The 19244-nt window shown below is 32.7% G+C and carries 24 protein-coding genes and 1 riboswitch; of the genes, 5 read left to right on the top strand and 19 right to left on the bottom strand.

Features of this window, described 5'->3' with window-relative positions; translation table 11 throughout:
- Positions 1-45: 45 nt before the first annotated feature.
- From GQ47_RS14160 to GQ47_RS14135, 6 genes are all read right to left on the bottom strand, one after another.
- Positions 46-594: a Riean_0653 family protein gene (locus GQ47_RS14160; RefSeq protein WP_035649696.1), complete on the bottom strand. Its 549-nt coding sequence runs from the start codon at positions 592-594 to the stop codon at positions 46-48.
- Between the two features lie 129 nt (positions 595-723).
- The gene (locus GQ47_RS14155; RefSeq protein WP_035649695.1) at positions 724-1245 is read right to left on the bottom strand and encodes a hypothetical protein; all 522 of its coding nucleotides are present in this window, start codon (positions 1243-1245) and stop codon (positions 724-726) included.
- A 104-nt stretch (positions 1246-1349) separates the two neighbouring features.
- Positions 1350-1886, bottom strand: coding sequence for a DUF4252 domain-containing protein (locus tag GQ47_RS14150; protein WP_035649693.1), 537 nt, complete (start codon positions 1884-1886; stop codon positions 1350-1352).
- A 2-nt stretch (positions 1887-1888) separates the two neighbouring features.
- Positions 1889-2416, bottom strand: coding sequence for a DUF4252 domain-containing protein (locus GQ47_RS14145; protein ID WP_035649692.1), 528 nt, complete (start codon positions 2414-2416; stop codon positions 1889-1891).
- 16 nt (positions 2417-2432) lie between these two features.
- On the bottom strand, positions 2433-2891 hold the full coding sequence (locus tag GQ47_RS14140; protein ID WP_035649690.1) for a hypothetical protein: 459 nt from the start codon (positions 2889-2891) through the stop codon (positions 2433-2435).
- Positions 2878-3387: an RNA polymerase sigma factor gene (locus tag GQ47_RS14135; RefSeq protein ID WP_035649689.1), complete on the bottom strand. Its 510-nt coding sequence runs from the start codon at positions 3385-3387 to the stop codon at positions 2878-2880. Before GQ47_RS14135 ends, GQ47_RS14140 begins: the two co-directional genes overlap by 14 nt.
- Positions 3388-3551: 164 nt before the next feature.
- On the opposite strand from GQ47_RS14135, the gene GQ47_RS14130 reads away from it, so the two are divergent.
- The gene (locus tag GQ47_RS14130; RefSeq protein ID WP_035649687.1) at positions 3552-5024 is read left to right on the top strand and encodes a S41 family peptidase; all 1473 of its coding nucleotides are present in this window, start codon (positions 3552-3554) and stop codon (positions 5022-5024) included.
- A 72-nt stretch (positions 5025-5096) separates the two neighbouring features.
- Here the strand turns inward: GQ47_RS14130 and GQ47_RS14125 are convergent, their stop codons facing one another.
- The 8 genes from GQ47_RS14125 to GQ47_RS14090 form a co-directional block, all read right to left on the bottom strand.
- A complete protein-coding gene (locus tag GQ47_RS14125; RefSeq protein ID WP_035649684.1) occupies positions 5097-6128 on the bottom strand; it encodes a DUF5074 domain-containing protein in 1032 nt (343 codons plus the stop codon).
- 5 nt (positions 6129-6133) lie between these two features.
- The gene (locus GQ47_RS14120; RefSeq protein WP_035649682.1) at positions 6134-7987 is read right to left on the bottom strand and encodes a TonB-dependent receptor plug domain-containing protein; all 1854 of its coding nucleotides are present in this window, start codon (positions 7985-7987) and stop codon (positions 6134-6136) included.
- A 26-nt stretch (positions 7988-8013) separates the two neighbouring features.
- Positions 8014-8218, bottom strand: a riboswitch (cobalamin riboswitch).
- Positions 8219-8285: 67 nt separating this feature from the next.
- Entirely contained in the window at positions 8286-8822 is a 537-nt protein-coding gene (gene cobC, locus GQ47_RS14115; RefSeq protein ID WP_035649679.1) for an alpha-ribazole phosphatase, read from the bottom strand.
- The gene (locus tag GQ47_RS14110; protein ID WP_035649677.1) at positions 8807-9604 is read right to left on the bottom strand and encodes an adenosylcobinamide-GDP ribazoletransferase; all 798 of its coding nucleotides are present in this window, start codon (positions 9602-9604) and stop codon (positions 8807-8809) included. The genes cobC and GQ47_RS14110 overlap by 16 nt, the downstream gene beginning before the upstream one ends.
- Positions 9605-9784: 180 nt before the next feature.
- The gene (gene cobT / locus GQ47_RS23200; RefSeq protein ID WP_081909356.1) at positions 9785-11464 is read right to left on the bottom strand and encodes a nicotinate-nucleotide--dimethylbenzimidazole phosphoribosyltransferase; all 1680 of its coding nucleotides are present in this window, start codon (positions 11462-11464) and stop codon (positions 9785-9787) included.
- Positions 11465-11559: 95 nt separating this feature from the next.
- On the bottom strand, positions 11560-12084 hold the full coding sequence (cobU, locus tag GQ47_RS14100) for a bifunctional adenosylcobinamide kinase/adenosylcobinamide-phosphate guanylyltransferase (RefSeq protein WP_035649675.1): 525 nt from the start codon (positions 12082-12084) through the stop codon (positions 11560-11562).
- 23 nt (positions 12085-12107) lie between these two features.
- Positions 12108-12491, bottom strand: coding sequence for a four helix bundle protein (locus GQ47_RS14095; RefSeq protein ID WP_035649673.1), 384 nt, complete (start codon positions 12489-12491; stop codon positions 12108-12110).
- A gap of 31 nt (positions 12492-12522) precedes the next feature.
- Positions 12523-12885 (bottom strand): DUF5522 domain-containing protein, encoded by a 363-nt coding sequence (locus GQ47_RS14090; RefSeq protein ID WP_035649672.1) that lies wholly within the window; start codon positions 12883-12885, stop codon positions 12523-12525.
- 95 nt (positions 12886-12980) lie between these two features.
- Here GQ47_RS14090 and GQ47_RS14085 point away from each other — a divergent pair, with 95 nt between their 5' ends.
- From GQ47_RS14085 to GQ47_RS14075, 3 genes are all read left to right on the top strand, one after another.
- A complete protein-coding gene (locus GQ47_RS14085) occupies positions 12981-14123 on the top strand; it encodes an ABC transporter substrate-binding protein (RefSeq protein WP_035649669.1) in 1143 nt (380 codons plus the stop codon).
- A 61-nt stretch (positions 14124-14184) separates the two neighbouring features.
- Positions 14185-15153, top strand: a complete 969-nt coding sequence (locus GQ47_RS14080; RefSeq protein ID WP_051951595.1) for an iron ABC transporter permease — start codon at positions 14185-14187, stop codon at positions 15151-15153.
- Between the two features lie 85 nt (positions 15154-15238).
- Complete coding sequence (locus GQ47_RS14075) at positions 15239-16015, top strand: ABC transporter ATP-binding protein (RefSeq protein ID WP_035649666.1); 777 nt, start codon at positions 15239-15241, stop codon at positions 16013-16015.
- On the opposite strand, the gene GQ47_RS14070 is transcribed toward GQ47_RS14075, so the two are convergent.
- The 5 genes from GQ47_RS14070 to GQ47_RS14050 all read right to left on the bottom strand — a co-directional run bounded on the left by GQ47_RS14070 (position 16012) and on the right by GQ47_RS14050 (position 18711).
- Positions 16012-16818 carry a hypothetical protein gene (locus GQ47_RS14070; protein WP_035649663.1) on the bottom strand — a complete coding sequence of 269 codons (807 nt, stop codon included), beginning with the start codon at positions 16816-16818 and terminating at the stop codon, positions 16012-16014. The genes GQ47_RS14075 and GQ47_RS14070 overlap by 4 nt on opposite strands.
- Positions 16819-16854: 36 nt before the next feature.
- The gene (locus GQ47_RS14065; RefSeq protein WP_035649660.1) at positions 16855-17337 is read right to left on the bottom strand and encodes a hypothetical protein; all 483 of its coding nucleotides are present in this window, start codon (positions 17335-17337) and stop codon (positions 16855-16857) included.
- A gap of 1 nt (position 17338) precedes the next feature.
- Positions 17339-17794 carry a tRNA (cytidine(34)-2'-O)-methyltransferase gene (locus GQ47_RS14060; protein ID WP_035649659.1) on the bottom strand — a complete coding sequence of 152 codons (456 nt, stop codon included), beginning with the start codon at positions 17792-17794 and terminating at the stop codon, positions 17339-17341.
- 94 nt (positions 17795-17888) lie between these two features.
- Positions 17889-18461 carry a pseudouridine synthase gene (locus GQ47_RS14055; RefSeq protein WP_035649657.1) on the bottom strand — a complete coding sequence of 191 codons (573 nt, stop codon included), beginning with the start codon at positions 18459-18461 and terminating at the stop codon, positions 17889-17891.
- A gap of 52 nt (positions 18462-18513) precedes the next feature.
- Positions 18514-18711 carry a hypothetical protein gene (locus GQ47_RS14050; protein WP_035649654.1) on the bottom strand — a complete coding sequence of 66 codons (198 nt, stop codon included), beginning with the start codon at positions 18709-18711 and terminating at the stop codon, positions 18514-18516.
- Between the two features lie 144 nt (positions 18712-18855).
- On the opposite strand from GQ47_RS14050, the gene GQ47_RS14045 reads away from it, so the two are divergent.
- Entirely contained in the window at positions 18856-19230 is a 375-nt protein-coding gene (locus tag GQ47_RS14045) for a hypothetical protein (RefSeq protein ID WP_035650634.1), read from the top strand.
- Positions 19231-19244: the final 14 nt, after the last annotated feature.

Below are 19244 nucleotides of genomic sequence, written 5' to 3'. Positions count from 1 at the left end.
GCTCCAATGAAAATTGGAGCTTTTTTATATAGAAATACATCAGAATTATTTCCCTGCTACATCATATCTGTAATTAAAAGTACCTTCTGTTACTTTTGTTGTAATAGGATTAGTTGCGCTAATTGGTTTAGCGTCATCATCTACACAATTAAATGAAAATGTTCCAGTTACTTTTTTAGCACTTAAGTCAATTGCTGTAATTGATACTGAACCATTAACAGGATATTGACTTTTTCCTTTAGTATTGAATGAGATTTCAACTTGTGTTTTAGATGCATCAAAAGTATTTTTTGTTATAGGATAGGTTCCAACTTTTAGATCGCTTCTCTTAATGTAAAGTCTGATTTCATCTACAAAATTACTGTTTCTTCCTTGTAAAAGAATATATTGTTCTGCTGGATACATATCAAATAATGTTTTTGTAGCATAATCTGAACCAAACGGATTTTGCATTTCCCATAATGTACCATCAACTTTTGCTGTCATTGCGAATGTTGATGTTGGCGTAGTTTCGTCTGGAGTTGAGTTGTCGCTTGAACAGCTGTTTAAAGCAAGAATTAGAGAAAGAAAAAGGAAAATTTTTGGTGTTTTCATTAGGTTGATTTTTGGATTAAAATCCAAAAGTAGTTAAACGATTGTAATCTATTTTACGGTAAAACGTAATGGGTATAAAAAAAGCTCCAAATAACTTTGGGGCTTTTTTTGTTTAATGGATTTTAAAAATTAGATGATATTTTCGTTATACACTTCTTTGGCATTATTGTAATTAAAATATCTCTTTTCATTTGCGATCCATGAAAAATTTAAGCCGATGATATTATTGTATTTTTCTCGATTATTATAATTTTCAATATATTTATCATCTTCAAGTACAATCGAATCTTTTTTTATTTCTCCATTTATGATTGCAATATAAAAATCATCGTCAGGAATATCTGCCCATTCTGTATAATATCGAATTGAAAAGTTTTTTAATTCATAAGTTTCAATAATATTAACTACTGATGTAATATTATGATCATAATCGGTTGAATATGTTTGAGTGTCGTAAATTGGAAGTGTCTTTAAATATTGTAAATATTCTTTTATAGTATTAAAATTATCAGCTTCTTTAATGAAATATTCAATTGTACTTCCGTTCAAATCTAAAGGTATAATTACTATATTCTCTTCAAAAAAATGAACTAACTCTTTGTCGTATTGACACTTTTTATCAGTTATAATTGCGCAAATTTTTTGTCCCATGAATTTTTACTTATTTAAATTAAGTATTGATTTTGTAGTTGCAATATAAAAAAAGCTCCGAACAATTTCGGAGCTTTTTCTGATTATAAAAGTAAGATTGATGATTATTTGATCAATTGCTGCAAAGGCTTCAATTGTTCCATATCGATTTTTGATTTTTGCAGAACCGACATAATTGTCATAATGTTATTCGGATTCATGTTTTTTCCTAAAACGCGGACAACAGCAAAACCATTTTCTTTTCTGTTGGCAAAAACTACAAATTCTTCGATGTTTTCATCTGTGCCAACATAGCTTATTGAAGCGCCGTCTTTGCCAGAACCCACTTTCATCAATTGCTGATACTTTGGATTTTTTAAAATGGCATTTACTTTTGTGCGTTCTGTTTCAAATTCGGCTTGATTTTTATCTGTCGCTTTGAAAGCTAGAATGTTCATTTTGTCAAATGACTTTAAGGCTTCTGCTTGCTCGGCTGATAATTTGGCTTTGTCTATATTTAAAATATTAGACGAAACATCAATTGCAATAAAGTCCTTTTTCTCATTATTTTCGACAAAATACTTTTGCAATGAAGGTTCAGAATTGCAGCTTATCAAAGTTAGCAATGCTATAAGGGCTGAGGTAAAAACACGACTTTTCATGATTATTTTTTGCCTTTAGAGGCTTTTTTTAAGTCAGTTCCACCAGGAAGCTGCATTTTGTCTGTCAATACTGAAATTTCATTTAAGTCAAAATTACCTGTTAGCGATAATAAAACAGTTTCGTCATTTTTTGCACCGTCAACAAACATCAGTAATTCTTTGATTTGTGTGTCGCTTGCTCCGGATTTTACCATTATTTTGACATTTTTTCCGCTATCGTTTACACGCATTAATTCTTCAAGACCTGCAGTTTTGATGTATTTGTCTGCAGAAGCTTTCATATCGGCTTCGATTTTAGGATTTTTTGTTGTAAACACTTTTAGGTAATCTAATTTTTTAATCAGATTGATGTATTGCTGCGTTTCTTTATCAGAAGCATCAACTTTTACCTTGCTCATTAAATCGAACATTTTTTTGTTTACAATTACTGATGTTACATCGTCTTGACCATCAAATTTGTCAAAAGCGCCTTGTGCGTAGAATGAATGTGTGAAAAAGGCGAAAACTAGAGTTATAATAAGATTTTTCATTTTTGATTGAATTTAATTACTGTTTAAAAATTTTGTTTTTTGATTGTTCATATTCGTTAATGTATTGCACACTTTCAATACCTACATTAACATTGTTTGATAATAGTGCCAAAGCTTTTTGCGTTGCTGCGAGAGCTTCTTCTGGATTATCATAGGTTCCTAATTCTGACTGCGCTACAGCTGGAGCTGTATCTTTTTCGCTTGCAAAGAAATAAGTCCCAATTCCGAGTAAAACAACCGCCGACGCTGCAATCGATAACCACGCCACATTTCGTTTCTTAGTTTGTAGTGGAATCTCCTGCGTTGATTTTTGTTGTTTTACCTGAGAGAAATATCCAAACATTGGCTGATATTGCTCTAAATGCTGCGCAACATTTGGAGACGAAAAATAGTCTTTTAATTCTTTTTCTTCAGCAATAGTAGTTTCTCCCTGAAAGTATTTTTCTAATATATTTTCTATTCTATCTAATTCCATAACTGTGTGTGTTAACCATTGATTCTCTAATTTTTTTTCTCGCTCTCGAAAGGGCTACTCTAATAGCCGTTTCATTCATGTTGACAATTTTCGCAATTTCATCAAATTCATATTGTTCAACATCGCGAAGCTGAATTAATATTTGGAGCTGCTCTGGCAGCTGATTTATAATTTTTTCGACCCATTCCAAACTGTCAGAATCTTCTAATTTTTTGTCCAATTGAGGTTCCCGGTCTGTAAAATTGTTGTGCACAATTTTTAGATTTCCGGCTCTTTTAGATTTTAATTGATCCAGACAATAATTTTTTGTCATTGTCATGGCTACTGCTTCGATATTATTATAGGAATCCAAATTGTCTTTTTTGTTCCATAATTTTACCATCACTTCCTGAGTGGCATCTTCAGCCTCTTCAGTACTTGTTAGCAATCTTTTTGCCAGACGAAAAACTTTGTCTTTAAAAGGATTAATTAATTCTATAAACACATTCTGATTCATAAAATTTGGTTGGTTATTCGTTAGCTTATATAGTCAAGACGAGGCACTATTATTTTTGTTACAGCCACTTTTAAAAAAAAAATGATGAAAAAATGAAATAAACTTGATAGAGTTAAAACTAAAGGTAGTATTTTTACGTTAATAGATTACCAAGAACATTTTTTATGAAAACAATATTAAAGAGTTTACTACTAATTTTTTTGCTTGCCTTTACTTTACAGTCCTGTGAAGATCAGGATGATGTAGAAGCTCCGGCAACTTTACAAGTAAATGATTTTATCTGGAAAGGATTAAATGAAGTTTATTTGTGGCAGGCTGATGTGCCAAATTTAGCTGATGATAGATTTAGCAGTCAAGCAGAATTAAACTCGTATTTATCTGGATATTCAGATCCAAAAGAATTGTTTCAAGATTTATTAAATAAGCCAATCAGTAAATATCCTGCTACAGCAATTGACCGTTTTAGCTGGATTGTTGATGATTATACGGTATTGGAACAAGAACTTAACGGAATCACAAAAAATAATGGCGTAGATTTTAAACTCTCGAGAGTTGCTGACGGCTCAAATGATGTGGTTGGTTATGTTCGTTATATTATTCCAAATTCTGATGCTTCAACTAAAGCCATAAAAAGAGGCGATTTATTTACGGCAGTGAATGGTACAAAACTTACAGTTTCTAATTATCAGTCATTGTTGTTAGCTCCAGATAGTTATACTTTAAATCTTGCCGATTATAATGGTTCTGCTTTTGTTTTGAATGGAAAAACAGTTGCTTTGACTAAAACAGTTTTAGAAGAAAATCCAATTTTAATTAATAAAGTAATTACATCTGGTGGTCGTAAAATTGGCTATTTAATGTACAATGGTTTTTATTCGGATTATGATGTTAAACTGAATCAGGCTTTTGGCGAATTAAAAGCACAGGGTGTTACAGATTTAGTTTTGGATTTGAGATATAACGGAGGCGGTTCTGTACGTACATCAACTCGTTTAGCGAGCATGATAACAGGGCAATTTAACGGAAAAATATTTTCGAAACAGCAATATAACTTGAAATTAATGGCTACAATGACTACAGATGATCTGGAGACTTTGAACCAAAGATTTGTCAATAATATTGACGGTACGGCTTTAAACAGTTTGAATTTATCAAAGGTTTATATTTTAACAACTTCGAGCACGGCATCGGCAAGTGAATTAGTTATTAATGGTTTAAAGCCTTATATTGATGTTGTTCAAATTGGAGAAACAACCATTGGAAAAAATGTTGGTTCATTTACCGTTTATGATTCACCGACTTTCACGAAATCTAATGTAAATCCAAATCATAAATATGCAATGCAGCCGTTGGTTTTTAAAATTACCAATGCTCAGGATTTTGGAGATTATACTTCTGGTTTAGTGCCTACATATGTACAGTTAGAATATGTGAGCAGTTACGGAGTACTTGGAGATCCAGCGGAACCATTATTAAATTTGGCAATTTCTAAAATTACCGGAGCAACAGCTAAAAAGCTTCAAACCGACAAAAGCCTTATTTTGCCTTATATAGACGATTCGAAAAAAATAAACGGATTACGAAATGATATGTATTTAGAAACTGTTCCAAAAGGGTTTTCAAAATCATTAAAATAAAAAAAAGGCTTTCAGAAATGAAAGCCTTTTTTTCAAAAAAAATCCAAAAACTAATTTAAAAATAAAGGTATATTAATTGTTGAAGTAAAAACCATTTGGTCCAACTCCTACAGTTAATTCTTTTTGTGATACACCACTTAAGTTGTAGATATAAGCTTTGCTGTTTGATCCGAAATCACCACCATCAGCAATATAAATTTTATCATTGTTTACGGCAAATCCATAAATATAACCGTCTTTTGACAATGTTGTTGTTACGATTGGAGTGGTTGCAGCTGCTGTCGCATTAGTATTGATTGCATATGTTGAAGCGTTTACAGTGTAGTAGATTTTATCATTGTACACATCTAAGTAACCTGCACTTCCTTGAGCTTGTGGAATTGTAATTTTTGAAGTTGATTTATCAGCAAGTTTCACTTTTATAATTTCGCTGCTTGCTGCTGAAGGATTTCTTAAGATATACAATATTCCATCTTTTGCTTCCATAGTATCAGCATTATATCCAATAGTTAAAGGTGCTTCCAACGCTTTTGTAGTTGGATTTACGACTAATAATTTATCGTTTGAATATGGCTCAGTAACGTATAATTTACCATTTTCCAACAAAATTCTGTTTGCCGTTGCATTCAATTCAATTTTAGATTCAAATTTGTTTGTTGCTAAATCAATTACTGCAATATAATCGTCAGTAATGCTAGAAAAACTATTTGCATTAGTTACATATGCTTTTCCGTCTTTTACAACGCCATATCTTGGGTTTGCAAGGCCACTATCAATTTTTGCAACTAATTTAAAAGTGTAACGGTTTACCACGTTAATTACTTTTGATCCACCAGCAATTATATAAGCGTTGTCTCCGTCAAAAAAGATATTTTGAAGATATACTCCAGCGAAATCTCCAGCATTTGCAGTTTTGTAAACATCAGCTGTAAAATTGGCTAAATCATCACTTGCAAAAGAAACTGATCCACCACCAGAATTTCCTTCGTTTAAGATGAAAAATCCTTTATCATAAACTCCCTTTGGGTCATTATCATCATCGTTAGAACAAGAAACAAAAAGCGATGCGCTTATTGCTAATAAAAATAATCTAGTTAGTTTCATTATATTTAAAATTTAAGGTTTATGTACAAATTAAAATTTCTTCCGGGCATTGGTCTATTTTCAAGGCTTTCATAATTTTCGTTCCAAAGATTTAACACTTGAAATCCAAGTTTGAAAGAACTCAAAAATTTAAAATCATAATCGATTCCGATATTTGAAACCGTATAAGCATCAACTATTTCATTCGGATCATTATCTGCCTGCGTATAAACAAAACCATTGTAAAGGAATTGGTAGTAAGCTGAAATTCGGTTTCTTGAATACGACACAGCGGCCGTTACTTTATTAAATGGAACAAAAAACAACTGTTTGTCAGTTTCTGTGTTTTCTGATACCGTATAGGCGTAAGTGGCATTCGCTCCAAAGTAATTTTTACCATATTGTTTTTTCCAACTTAACAAAGTTTCAGCGCCATAACTGTTTACTTTGTCTGTGTTTTCTGGTCTCCAGATGCCCCCGCTTCCTGGAACCCATCGTAATAAATCGGTAATTTTGATATAGTAAACTGTTTGCGTAAGCGAAATGTTTTTGAAAGTAAAAACATTTCCAATTTCCGCCTGATATGAACTTTCTGGTTTCAAATCTGGATTTCCACCTTCTTCCCAATATAAATCGTTGAAAGTTGGGATTCTGAAATTTCGAGACAAATTCAATTTTAAATTATACAGTTTTCCAAATTGATAAGAAGAACCTAAATTGAATAAAACTGGCGATTTATAATTGTCTGTGAATTCTTTTCGAATACCAAATTCATTTTTCCAGTCTTTCGAAAAATCTTGTTTTACTAATAATGCCGCAGAACTGATTTCTCTTGTATTATCTCCAAAATCGCTTCCATAGCCTTTGGTTCGGTTATAATCTAAAATTCCGTTTATCTGTGTTGATTTGAAAATTGTATATCCCAAATCAGCCTTTGTAATAAGACTTTCTGTTTTTCCGTAAGTATACTGATTAAGAGAGTTGTCAGGATAATATTGGTAGTTTTCAAAAATGTATGCCGTTTTGAAATTGGCTTTAAACTTGCCAAAATCACCATCATATTCCAGTAAGTTTCTATTGAAACCGTTTATGTATTTGCTTGGAGTTTCCGTCTCAGTTATTAAAGAAGTATTTCGGTCAGTGTTTGAAGTCTGAGTATATAATTTCAAACTGTTTTTTGCATCAAATTTATAACCCAAATTGGCGCTCATTGTGATAATGTCGTATTGTCCGTTTTGGTTCCAGCGTTGTTCGCCTTTCCAAGTATATCGGTTCAAATATTTATAATCGTTTGTTGAGCTGTTTTTTGAGAAACCAATTTGTGCGCTCCATTTTTCGTTCGAAATATTGGTTTTATAATTAATTCCAATTGTATTGAAACTTCCGTAATCAAGTTTTAAATTATTCTCAAAACGATTATAAAATGCCAAATCGTTGTTTAAATGAACAGTTCCTCCTACGGCACCGCTTCCATAAATAACACTTCCGCCACCCGCTTTTACACTAATAGAGTTATAATCAGAACCAGAAATAGTGTTGAAATCTGTACTTCCATTCATTTGCGAATTGATATTGATTCCATTCCAAATCACTGCTGTTTGTGACGAAGTTGTTCCTCTAAAAGCAACTGTCGAAAGCATTCCACGACCATATTCTTTAAAATAAATAGTGGAATTGAAATTCAATAAATCAGTCAATAAAGCTTCATTTTTATTGATAACAGAATCATTGAGTTTTAAAACTGATTGCGAAGCAGAGTATTTTTTAAGATTTGAATCGGAAACCAAAACTTCTTTCAGACTGGTAATAGAATCTTTCTGCGCCCAAATAAATTGGCACAACAACAATAAACTAAAAGCGAAATATTTTTTTAAAGTCATAATTTCTACACTCTTTTTCCCGAGAGTTCGATCTTTGTTTCAAAGGCAGGTCTCCTGGCTTGCGTCTTGTTGTTTGCCTTCCCATCACGCAAGGCGTGACAGTGGTTTGTAGATAACAACAAGCATTCTTTTCAGAATTAAGCTTACAGTTGCGGGTACAGCTCAAGATTTTACTTGATTCCCTTTTAATGTGTTTTTTATTAAAACACAACCTTAATTTTGCGCAAAGATAAAGTTAAAATTATTGAATTTTCAAATTTGTTTTACCTTTTCTGATAAATTCTGAACAAAAGCGTTGTCAAAGCTCAATTTTAATGACTTGACCAAAATCAACTTTATTTTGAAAAGCTTCTTTCAAAGGCAATGAAGTTTGATGACATAAGATACTTCTGATGATTCCGGCATGTGCAACAATAATAATGGGATGTTTTATGTTCTTCGAAATTTCGTTCAACAAAAAGTCGCCAACCCGATCATGCAATTCCACAAAAGATTCTCCGTTTGAAACCTTGATATTCACGAAATCTTCCATCCAGGGATTGAGTTGTTCAGACGGAATTTCGTTCCAGTTTTTGAGTTCCCAATCGCCAAAGTTCATCTCTTTTAATCGGTCATCTTCGTGATAGGAAATGCTTTTGATGTTATTTTGAATGTGTTTTGCCAAAGTCGCACAACGCTTTAACGGACTAGAATAAATAATTGCTTCAGAAGGCAATTGTGAAACAATTTCATCAAAAATGATATTAAAAGGAGCTGCAATATCAACATCTGATTGTCCGTAGCAAATTCCTTTTTCACAAACTGTTTCGGTGTGGCGAACTAGATAAATTTCCATATAAAAAGAAGACTTAAATAAAAAATAACTTCGCAGACTTGTTGTGTTGCGCCAAGACAATCGCCCGTATAGCCATCAATCCATTTTTGAAAATATCTTGCTAAAAAATATCTAGTCAAAAAAACAGGAATTAAAATCAAAATTGTTTTTATCTCAAAAGAGAAATAGGAGAGTGCCAGCAACGGAAGCAATCCGAAGAAAAAAGATCCAAAAATTTCTTTCCAAGTATGTTGTTTTGCAATCGGTTTACTTTTGCTTGAAGCATCATCTCTTGAATATTCATGAGTAAAAATAATACTGATTGCAGCCAAACGGCTTAAAGAATGAGCTGAAATAAATAACAAGAATAGTAGAAAATAGTTATTGTCATTTTTGAAAATTAGAAGAGATTCTGAAAGCAATTTGAATTTGGCCAAAAACAATAAAACAAGTCCAATTGCTCCATAAGCTCCAATTGCACTGTCTTTCATAATCATCAGGATTTTTTCCTTGGTCCAGCCGCCGCCAAAACCATCACAAACATCTGCAAAACCATCTTCATGAAATGCTCCGGTTGTTAGAATAGACGCGATAATTGCAAAAATTACAGCGGTTTCTATAGAAAGAAATAACGAAAAAAGGTAAAAAGCCAGAAATGAGATGCTTCCGACAATCCAACCGATAAAAGGAAAATATCGTGTGGCTTTGTTTAAATAATCAGGATGATGCGTAATGTTTTTTGGACATGGAATTCGGGTGTAAAACATTAAACAGGTAAAGAAGATGTGGAGTTCTTTTTTCATTAATTATTGTTTTTCTATTTAGTATGTCATTTCGACGAAGGAGAAATCTCCGCGAGTAGCTCGACAAAGATTGGCGATATGCATTGAGGAGTTACTTGTGGAGATTTCTCCTTCGTCGAAATGACAAAAATGAGAATAAATCATCATTAAAGCAGCATAATTATTTTATAAAACAGAATATTATTTGCGACTAACCCCAGCGCTTTCAAAACTAGCCATTTCATTCAAAAAAGCCTCTGCTGATTTTAAAATTGGAAAAGCAATTGCACAGCCGGTTCCTTCTCCCAAACGCAAATCCAGATTTAAAATAGGTTTTGCATTCAAGTATTGAAGCAATTTTTGATGCGCATTCTCAGCAGAGCAATGACAAAAAACGGCATTTTGTATAATTTCAGGATTCATTTTGGTTGCAATTAAAAATGCGGTACTGCAAATAAACCCGTCAACTAGAATCAGCATTTTATTTTCGAAGGCAGTCAGCATTCCGCTTGCCATTTGTAGAATTTCGAAACCGCCAAAGAAAGCCAATTGTTCTTTCAATTCGGCTTGACCGGAATAATTTTCAATTGCTTTTTTTAGAAGATTTTGTTTCTGAATTAATTTTTCATCGACAACTCCTGTGCCTTTTCCAACACATTCCTCAATAGGAAAACCGGTCAAAAGACTCATTAAAACCGAAGCTGTTGAAGTGTTTCCAATTCCCATTTCACCAAAACCAATGCAGTTTGAACCTGTTTTGGCAATTTCTTCAACGATTGATTTTCCTTTCTCAAAACACAATTGAAGTTCCGTTTGGCTCATGGCGGGTACATGCAGGAAAGATTGTGTTCCTTTAGCAATTTTAGCGTCAATCAGTTTTGCATTTGTTGGGAAATCATAATTGACACCAGCATCTACAATTGATAATTGAATATTGTTTTGTTTGCAAAAAACATTTATTGCCGCGCCTCCGTCTAGAAAATTATTCACCATTTGTCGTGTCACATCTTGCGGATAAGCGCTTACGCCATGATTAGCAATTCCGTGATCAGCGGCAAAAACAACCATATTTGGATTTGTGATTTTCGGAGTTAAAGTTTCAAAAACTGTCGCTATTTGAAAAGCGAGTGTTTCTAAAGTTCCTAAAGCGCCAATTGGTTTTGTTTTCGAATCTATCTTTTCTTGAAGAAGTTTATCAAAATCGGTTGCAATTTTATTTTTTGATGTGAAATTAGTTGTGATTTCTGAAACAGAACTTTCGTTTATATTTTGAATTTCTGTACAAATTGGCGTTTCCGATTTTTGTTTCCAATGCAACTGCTGTAACATTGGCTGATTGTTATAATTTGTTGCCGGTTTTCCAACACAGAAATAACCAAGAGGCTCAATATTTTCGGGTAAATCAAGAATTTTTTTAAACTGATAATAGTTTAAAATAGAAACCCAGCCCATGCCATAACCCTGTTCTGTAAGCGAAAGCCAAATATTCTGTGCCGCGCAAACCGAACTAAATTTCACCGCTTCATTGCTGCCAACAGTTCCAATTGTAAATTGATTCAAAACCGAACGATCATAAGCAATGATAAGTCCGATTGGAGCTTCTTCAATTGCTTCCAGTTTTAGGGATCTGTAAAGTTCTTTTTGTTCTGGATTATCGGTAAGTTCTTCGGCTTTTTTATTGTAATTTAAAAACAGATTTTTAATAGCTGTTTTGACTTCAGAAGATTTTATGAGATAATATCTGGTAGCATCCGTTAACCCAACAGAAGGTGCCCAATGTCCTGCCTGCAAAGCTTTTTGGATTACTTCGTCAGGAACTTCATCGGCTGTAAAATGTCGTGTGTCGCGGCGTGATTTTAAGATATCATCTAAACTAGTCATAAATTCCAATTTTTTTAAATCCCCAATTCCAAATTCATTGTGAATGTGATTATCCTTTTTTTGTAAAGGTACTTTAGTATATTGGAATTTGGAATTTAAAATTTGGAATTTTCCCCTTTGATTTTAACCGGAATTCCAGAAATCATCAAGAAAACTTCATCAGCATTTGAGGCTAAAAACTGATTCATCCAACCTTGGAGTTCTGTAAATTTTCTGCCAATGTGAGTATCGGCATGAACACCCATTCCAATTTCGTTGGTCACAATTATTAATGTGGCATTTTCCTGATTGGCAATCGAAAGAAATTCTTTTTTGGCTTCTTCTAAAGACAAAGAAACATCATTTTTAGTATCAACAAAAAAGTTAGTCAGCCAGAGCGTGACGCAATCAATAAGTGCCACTTTTCCTGAAAAATCAATTTCGCTTAAATATTTTTCCTTTTCAATATTGGTCCAGCGCCCGTCACGTTCTTGCTGATGACGATCAATACGATTCTGAAAATCGGAATCCCATTTTCTCGCTGTTGCAACATAAAGAGGCGAATCAGAAAGTTGTAAAGCTAAGTTTTGTGCATAATGGCTTTTTCCTGATCTTTCACCACCAGTAATTAAATAAATCATTTATAATGGTTAATTATTAATTGTTAATTGTTAATTTTTTGGGTTTGTTTTGCTACTAATTGGTTTTTTGAAGTCTTCAAAATACTTGTTGTTAATTTTAAAATTCCAATCGCATCGCGATGAATGTTATCAAATTCTTTTTCGTTAAGATAATCTGTTGCTTTTAATAACTCCAACCAGTAAACGGTTTCATTAGCTTCTTTTTGTGCTATTGCAAATTTATGAATAAAATCGCTTTTACTTTCTGCATGTTCAGCTTCCCGAATCATTGCGCCAACACTTGTTCCAGATCTTAAAAGTTGTTTAGAAAGAGTAAATTCTTTTCTGTTGTTGTTTAGATGTTGATTTAATTTGACAATACGAATTGCGAAATCAAAGCTTTTATTTTTAACGACATTGTTTTTCATAATTAACAACTAACAATTTATAATTAATAATTTAATAGGGGCAATGTCTGCAACCGTTTCCACAACATTTGCCTCTTTTGAGATGATACCAGGTTTTAAAAACCATATTGCCATTTTCCATGTAATAGTCAATGCCTTCGATAAGTTTTTCTGTTTTAGGCAACAATGCGGCTTTGTTTTTTAAAGCTTTTTCAGGAGTTATTGTTTCTATATAAGCGTCAATTTTATCTTCGCAGGCTTCTTTGAAACAGGCTGGACACAAACAGTCGCCTCCTTCTGAAAGATTAAAAATAGGTGGATAATCATTGCACCAGCATTTGTTTTCAACTGAAATATCTCCACAGCTGAAAGAAGTTTCACAGCTTGAGCAAATTTTTGTTTTTGTGGTATTCATAATGTAAAGATACAATTTGTTGAATTTTGTAAGAATAAAAGTAAACAAAAAAATCAGAAAATGATTTACCTTTGTCCCTATCCAAAACGTTAAATATGAAATTTTATTTACCTAAGTTAGTATTTTTTCTTTCTTTTTTTATTCTTACAAGTTGTAAAAAAAGTGAGAATATTGAAACCGTAAAATCAGAAACTGCAAAAAATAGCATCGAATTCGCTTCAGGGCTTTCTATCGTAAAACAAGAAGGATATTCTGTAGTTACAATCTCAAATCCCTGGCCTAATGCAAATAAGGATTTTAAATATGTTTTAAAAGAGAAAGATGCTAAAGTTCCAGACAGCCTTCAAACTTATACAACAATAAAAGTGCCATTAGAATCAGTAGTGGTTACTTCGACAACAAATATTCCGTTTTTGGAAATGTTGGAAGTTGAAGATAAATTGGTTGGTTTTCCACACACCGATTATATTTCGTCTGAAAAAACAAGAGCACTTATTGATAAAGGTTCAGTGAAAAATGTTGGACAAAATGAAAAATTAAATATTGAGCAACTTATTGAATTATCACCAGATTTGATTGTGACTTTTGGAGTTGACAACAATAATCCGATGTTGGATAATTTGAAAAAAAGCGGTTTGAATGTTTTGATTCAGGGCGATTGGATGGAGCAGTCTCCACTTGGAAAAGCCGAATGGATTAAGCTTTACGGAACTTTATTTGGAAAAGAAGACAAAGCCAAAGAATTGTTTGATAAAATTGTTGAAAGTTATAATCAAGCCATAAAATTAGTAGCAGATAAACCGGCAACAACAAAAGTTTTATACGGTTCTATGTATGAAGATGTTTGGTATGTAGCCAAAGGAAACAGCTGGGTTGCGCAATTTATGAAAGATGCAAAAGCTGATTATTTATGGAGCAATTTAAAAGGAACCGGAAGTGAAGGTTTGTCTTTTGAAAAAGTGCTGGATAAAGCAAAAGGTGCAAATGTTTGGGTGGTTTCAGGTTCTTTTAAAACTTTAGAAGAATTGCAGAAAGCGAATCCGCATTATGGTGAATTTGATGCTTTTAAAAATAAAACGGTTTATTCGTTAGAAAGTAAATTTGGTGCAACTGGCGGAACGATTTTTTATGAATTATCACCAAGTCGACCGGATTTGGTTTTAAAAGATTATATCAAGATTTTTCATCCGGATTTATTGACGGGTTATGAATTTACTTTTGCATCAAAACTGAATTAAATTGGCAAACAAAAAACGAAATACCATTTTATTTGTCGTTTTGTCTTTGGGACTTTTACTTATGTTTTTTGCGAGCATTAGTTTAGGATCTGTTACAATTCCGCTAAAAGATGTTTTTGCGAGCTTAACAGGTGGACAAGCGACAAAATCGACTTGGGAATATATTATTATCAATTATCGTTTGCCAAAAGCAATTACGGCGGTTTTAGTTGGAACAGGACTTTCAATCAGCGGACTTTTGATGCAGACTTTATTTAGAAATCCGTTAGCCGGACCTTATGTTTTAGGACTGAGTTCAGGTGCAAGTTTGGGTGTTGCTTTTGTGATTCTTGGAGCAGGATTTTTGCCTTCTTTTTTACAGGTAATAGCATTGTCATCTTACGGAATTGTGATTGCATCTACTTTTGGAAGTACATTAGTTTTGCTTTTGGTTTTAGTAGTTTCACAAAGATTACGCGACACAATGGCAATCTTGATTGTGGGCTTGATGTTTGGAAGTTTTACATCGGCAATTGTGAGTGTCCTGACGTATTTTAGTACAGCAGAACAACTTCAAAAATTTACTTTTTGGTCAATGGGAAGTCTTGGAAATCTTTCTTGGGGAACTATCGTAATTTTGACAGTTTGCGTCGGAATTGGTTTGATTTTAAGTGCAAGTAGTATAAAACCTTTAAATGCATTGCTTTTGGGTGAAAATTACGCAAAAAGCATGGGGCTGAACTTTAAAAAAGCAAGGTTGATCATCATATTTGCTACGAGTATTTTATCAGGAAGTATTACGGCTTTTGCAGGACCAATTGCTTTTATCGGACTTGCAGTGCCGCATATTGCAAAACTGGTTTTTCAAACAAGCAATCATACAATATTGTTTTGGAGTACATTATTTTTTGGATCTATAATAATGCTATTTTGTGATATCGTTTCACAAATGCCAGGATTTGATGTGACGCTTCCAATAAATGCAATAACTTCTATAATTGGTGCGCCAGTTGTAATTTGGCTTTTAGTCCGAAAAAGAAATTTTCAGTAATTTTTTTAGCCACAGATTGCACAGATTAAACGGATTATTTTTAAACTTAGAAGCTTAGGATCTTAGTAACTCAGAATCTTTAAAAATGAAAAACATTTTAACTACTTCAAATTTAAATATTGGGTACAAATCCAAGAAAGGAGTTACGACCATTGCTGAGCATCTAAATCTAAATTTAGCATCAGGAAAACTCATTACTTTGATTGGAGCAAACGGAATTGGAAAATCGACTTTACTTCGTACAATTACCGGAATCCAAAAACCATTGTCTGGAAATGTTTATTTGAATGAAAAAAATATCTCGGCATACAAACCTTTAGAATTAGCGCAGAATTTAAGTTTGGTTTTAACTGAAAAATTGCCGCCAAGTAATCTTTCTGTTTTTGAATTGGTTGCGTTGGGACGTCAGCCCTATACGAATTGGATAGGAACTTTAAATCCTGAAGATGTTGTAAAAGTAAATGAAGCTTTAGCCTTAACTCAAATTACGCATTTAGCAAAAAAGAAGCATTTTGAAATAAGCGATGGACAATTGCAGAAAGTTTTAATTGCAAGAGCACTTGCGCAGGATACACCATTAATCATTTTGGATGAACCAACAACCCATCTGGATTTGCTTCATAAAGTTTCATTATTCAAACTATTGAAAAAACTGACGCAGGAAACAGAAAAATGCATTTTGTTTTCTACCCACGATATTGATCTTGCAATTCAGTTAAGTGATGAAATGATTGTCATGACGCCTGAAAACATAGTTCAAGATCAGCCATGTAATTTAATTTCGAATGGAAGTTTTGCTTCTTTATTCAAAGATGAACATATTATTTTTGATTCAGAAAAAGGAAAATTTATTGTGACCTAAAGAGTGTTTTCATTACGGACACGATACACATGAAGCATTTTTTCTAAGTCCTTAGTTTTTATGTCCAATTCTCCAATATCAATCTTTTCATGATTAAATGCCAAATAGGTTGTGGAATTTTTCCCTCTTATTTCTGTATAAACTCTGTCATTTCGGATGTTATTCCATTTAACAAGTTTTTCATCTTTAAGTTTTATTCCTTCGGCATTAATTATAATTTGAGGACTTTTGTCTCTTAATTTTTTAACATTATCATAAGTTAAATAAACACCTATTCCTAAGAGAAATAACCCTAAATATTCTTTCTCATATAGAAAGTAAATGCCCGATATATTCATTATTAGAGAAAGTACTAATAAAAAAAGAATAGCAATTCTTGAGTAAAAAATTACCGTTTCTTTTGGTACTGAAATGTCATCTTTAAAAATGTCTTTTTCAAGAAACTTTTTCTCTAACTGTTTTAATTTCTGCTTTTGCTGATAATTTTTAAATTCTGTTTTTTCAAACCAGCTTCCGCTTTCCCAAATCAATTTTTCTTCAACTGCCTTTCGCTGTAATTCGTGGACATTTCTAACATTTTCGAAAGCCCAAATTTTCCATTGATTGACAAAATAACTCCACACGAGCCATCCAGATAAAAAGCCTAATACAAATCCGACGGGAATGATCCAACCTTCAAATGTTTTTGCATAGGAAAGGTAAATTCCTCCTCCAATGATGCCAAAAGTTACAATCATTGGCAAATGTTTTAATTGCCATCTGCCTTTTTTTAAAGCTTGTTCTACGGTTACAGTTTCGGTCATTTTAGTTTTTTGGGGTTAAAAAGGGAAAATTAATGTTTAAATTATATTGTTTTCTTTCTTAAATCTATTTCGTTGAACAGTAAGAACAATGCTTAATTCAGTTGCGTCTGTACTTAATTCACCAAGATCAAATTTCATTATCTGGTCAGATTCGATAATATAGTAGATGAAATATTCTGTGCGGCCTCTTTTATAACCATTGTTTACCGAGATAGTTCTTTCGTTTTCAATGTTATTCCACGGGACCAAAATATCCTCTTTATACTGGATTCCTTTGGAATTAATTATAAACTGAATTTCATCAATTCTTTTTATGGATTTAATAAGTAGAGGGATTTGAAAAACAAAAACGAAAAAAAATATTGAAACTAAAATAAGCTGGCTTTGGATATAAAAATAAAGAAGACCTATAAGAGCTCCAGTTACATAAAATATTCTCTCAAGGATTTCTCCTCTTGTATAATAAATCAAAAAATCCTTAGAATAATTAAGATTATTTTCGTCAATAAGCGGCCTCATATTATTTTTGCAACGAAATTTGTCTTTTCGCTTCTCCAACCACAAAAGCCACAGAATTAGCAATATTAAAACTACGAATCAATTTTGACATTGGAATCGTTAAATGATTTTCAAATAAAGCCAAAACTTCTTTGCTTAAACCAACACTTTCTTTTCCGAAAACCAGCCAATCGCCATCTTGAAAATCAGTTTCTAAATATGATTTTTCGGCATGCGAACTCATTAAAAAAACACGAGATTTATCTGGAATCTGTTGCATCCATTCTTCGACATTTTGATATTCCGTTACATCAAGATGCACCCAATAATCTAATCCTGAACGTTTCAGGTTTTTGTCATTGATTACGAATCCGAAAGGATGAATTAAATGAAGTCGGCTTTCTGTACCAACGCATAATCTTCCAATGTTTCCGGTATTATTAGGTATTTCAGGTTCTACAAGAACAACGTTTAGCATTTTTTTTGAGTTATGAATTATGAGTTATGAATTATGAGTTATGAATTATGAGTTATGAATTATGAGTTTAGTAATTATCTAATTGCCATATTTTCTAATTATCTAATTGAAAATCTAAAACTTCAAGAACTTCTCCCGCTTTTAGGTTTTGCAAATATACATTACCAATTCGAACACGAACTAAGCGTAATGTTGGAAAACCAACTGCAGCAGTCATTTTTCGAACCTGACGAAATTTTCCTTCTCTGACTGTGATTGATGCCCAGGAAGTTGGACCATGACGTTCATCACGAATTTTTTTAGCTCTCACTCCAAAATCCGGAATTTCAGTAACAATAAAAGCTTTACAACGTTTTGTTTTGTATTTGCCGCCATCAAGTCCAATTTCGACACCTTTTTGCAATTGTTCTATCGCTTCAGGAGTAATTAATCCATCAACTTGAACATAATACTCTTTGTCGACCTTTTTGCTTCGAACGAGTTCGCTCATATTACCGTCGGTTGTCAGCAAAAGCAATCCTTCAGAATCTTCATCAAGTCTTCCAATTGCCATTGTTCCTTCGGGAAAATCATGCAATTCGCCCAAAAGTTTTTTCTTTCTTTTTAATTCATAAATGAATTGGCTCAAATAGCCGTACGGTTTAAAAAGAATAAAGTGTCTGTGCATTTTTAATTTTTTGCAAAGATAGTTTCTTTGGCAAAATTAATGGGTAAAGTTTTTATGCTTTCATTTTTTTGAGCCATTGATACACAAACCAAATTACAGTTATCCCGAAAACGACAAGCAAAACCTTATAATAGTTTTGGAAAAATTCATGAAAATAGCTTCCGGCCAAAATATAAATTGAAGCCATACATAATTTTATAAGAATGAATTCGGCATTTGACCAACAGGTTTTGATTTTGAAGAAATTCATAATAATTCGAATGTTAAGTTGCTATCATTAAAGGTAATAAATTTCGAAAAGATGGCAATTATAAAACAAAAGCAAGATCAAGTCGTAAATTTTTCAAGTGAGGAATTCGTAATATTATAGAAAGAACTCTAAATGAATAAAGTTATGGAAACGAATAATTTAGGTACAAAAAAAATAAATGGAGTACAGAAAAATGTTGATGATACAAAAGGCAAAAATGTTTCGCACGATGGAAAGTCAGAATCTGCCAATTTGAAAAAAGAAATTATTGCAGATAAAGAGGGAAATAAAGAAGTTGTGGAAAGAGCAAGAAACGAAAATGAGAAAATTAAAAAAGTTGCCGATGAAATAAGTCCAAATAATCCAAATGCTAATCGTGGTGTAGAAACAGATGAAGAAGCTAAAAAAACAATAGAGAATAAAGACAGGAATTCAGACATAACACCAAACCGTTATCCAAATTCATATCCCGAAAGTCATGAAGATCGAGGAAACATGAAATTGGATGGAGAGAATTAAAACATTACGGATTT

The organism is Flavobacterium sp. ASV13, from assembly GCF_000745775.1.
Lineage (GTDB): Bacteria > Bacteroidota > Bacteroidia > Flavobacteriales > Flavobacteriaceae > Flavobacterium.
This window is presented reverse-complemented; position numbering and strand designations above follow the sequence as displayed.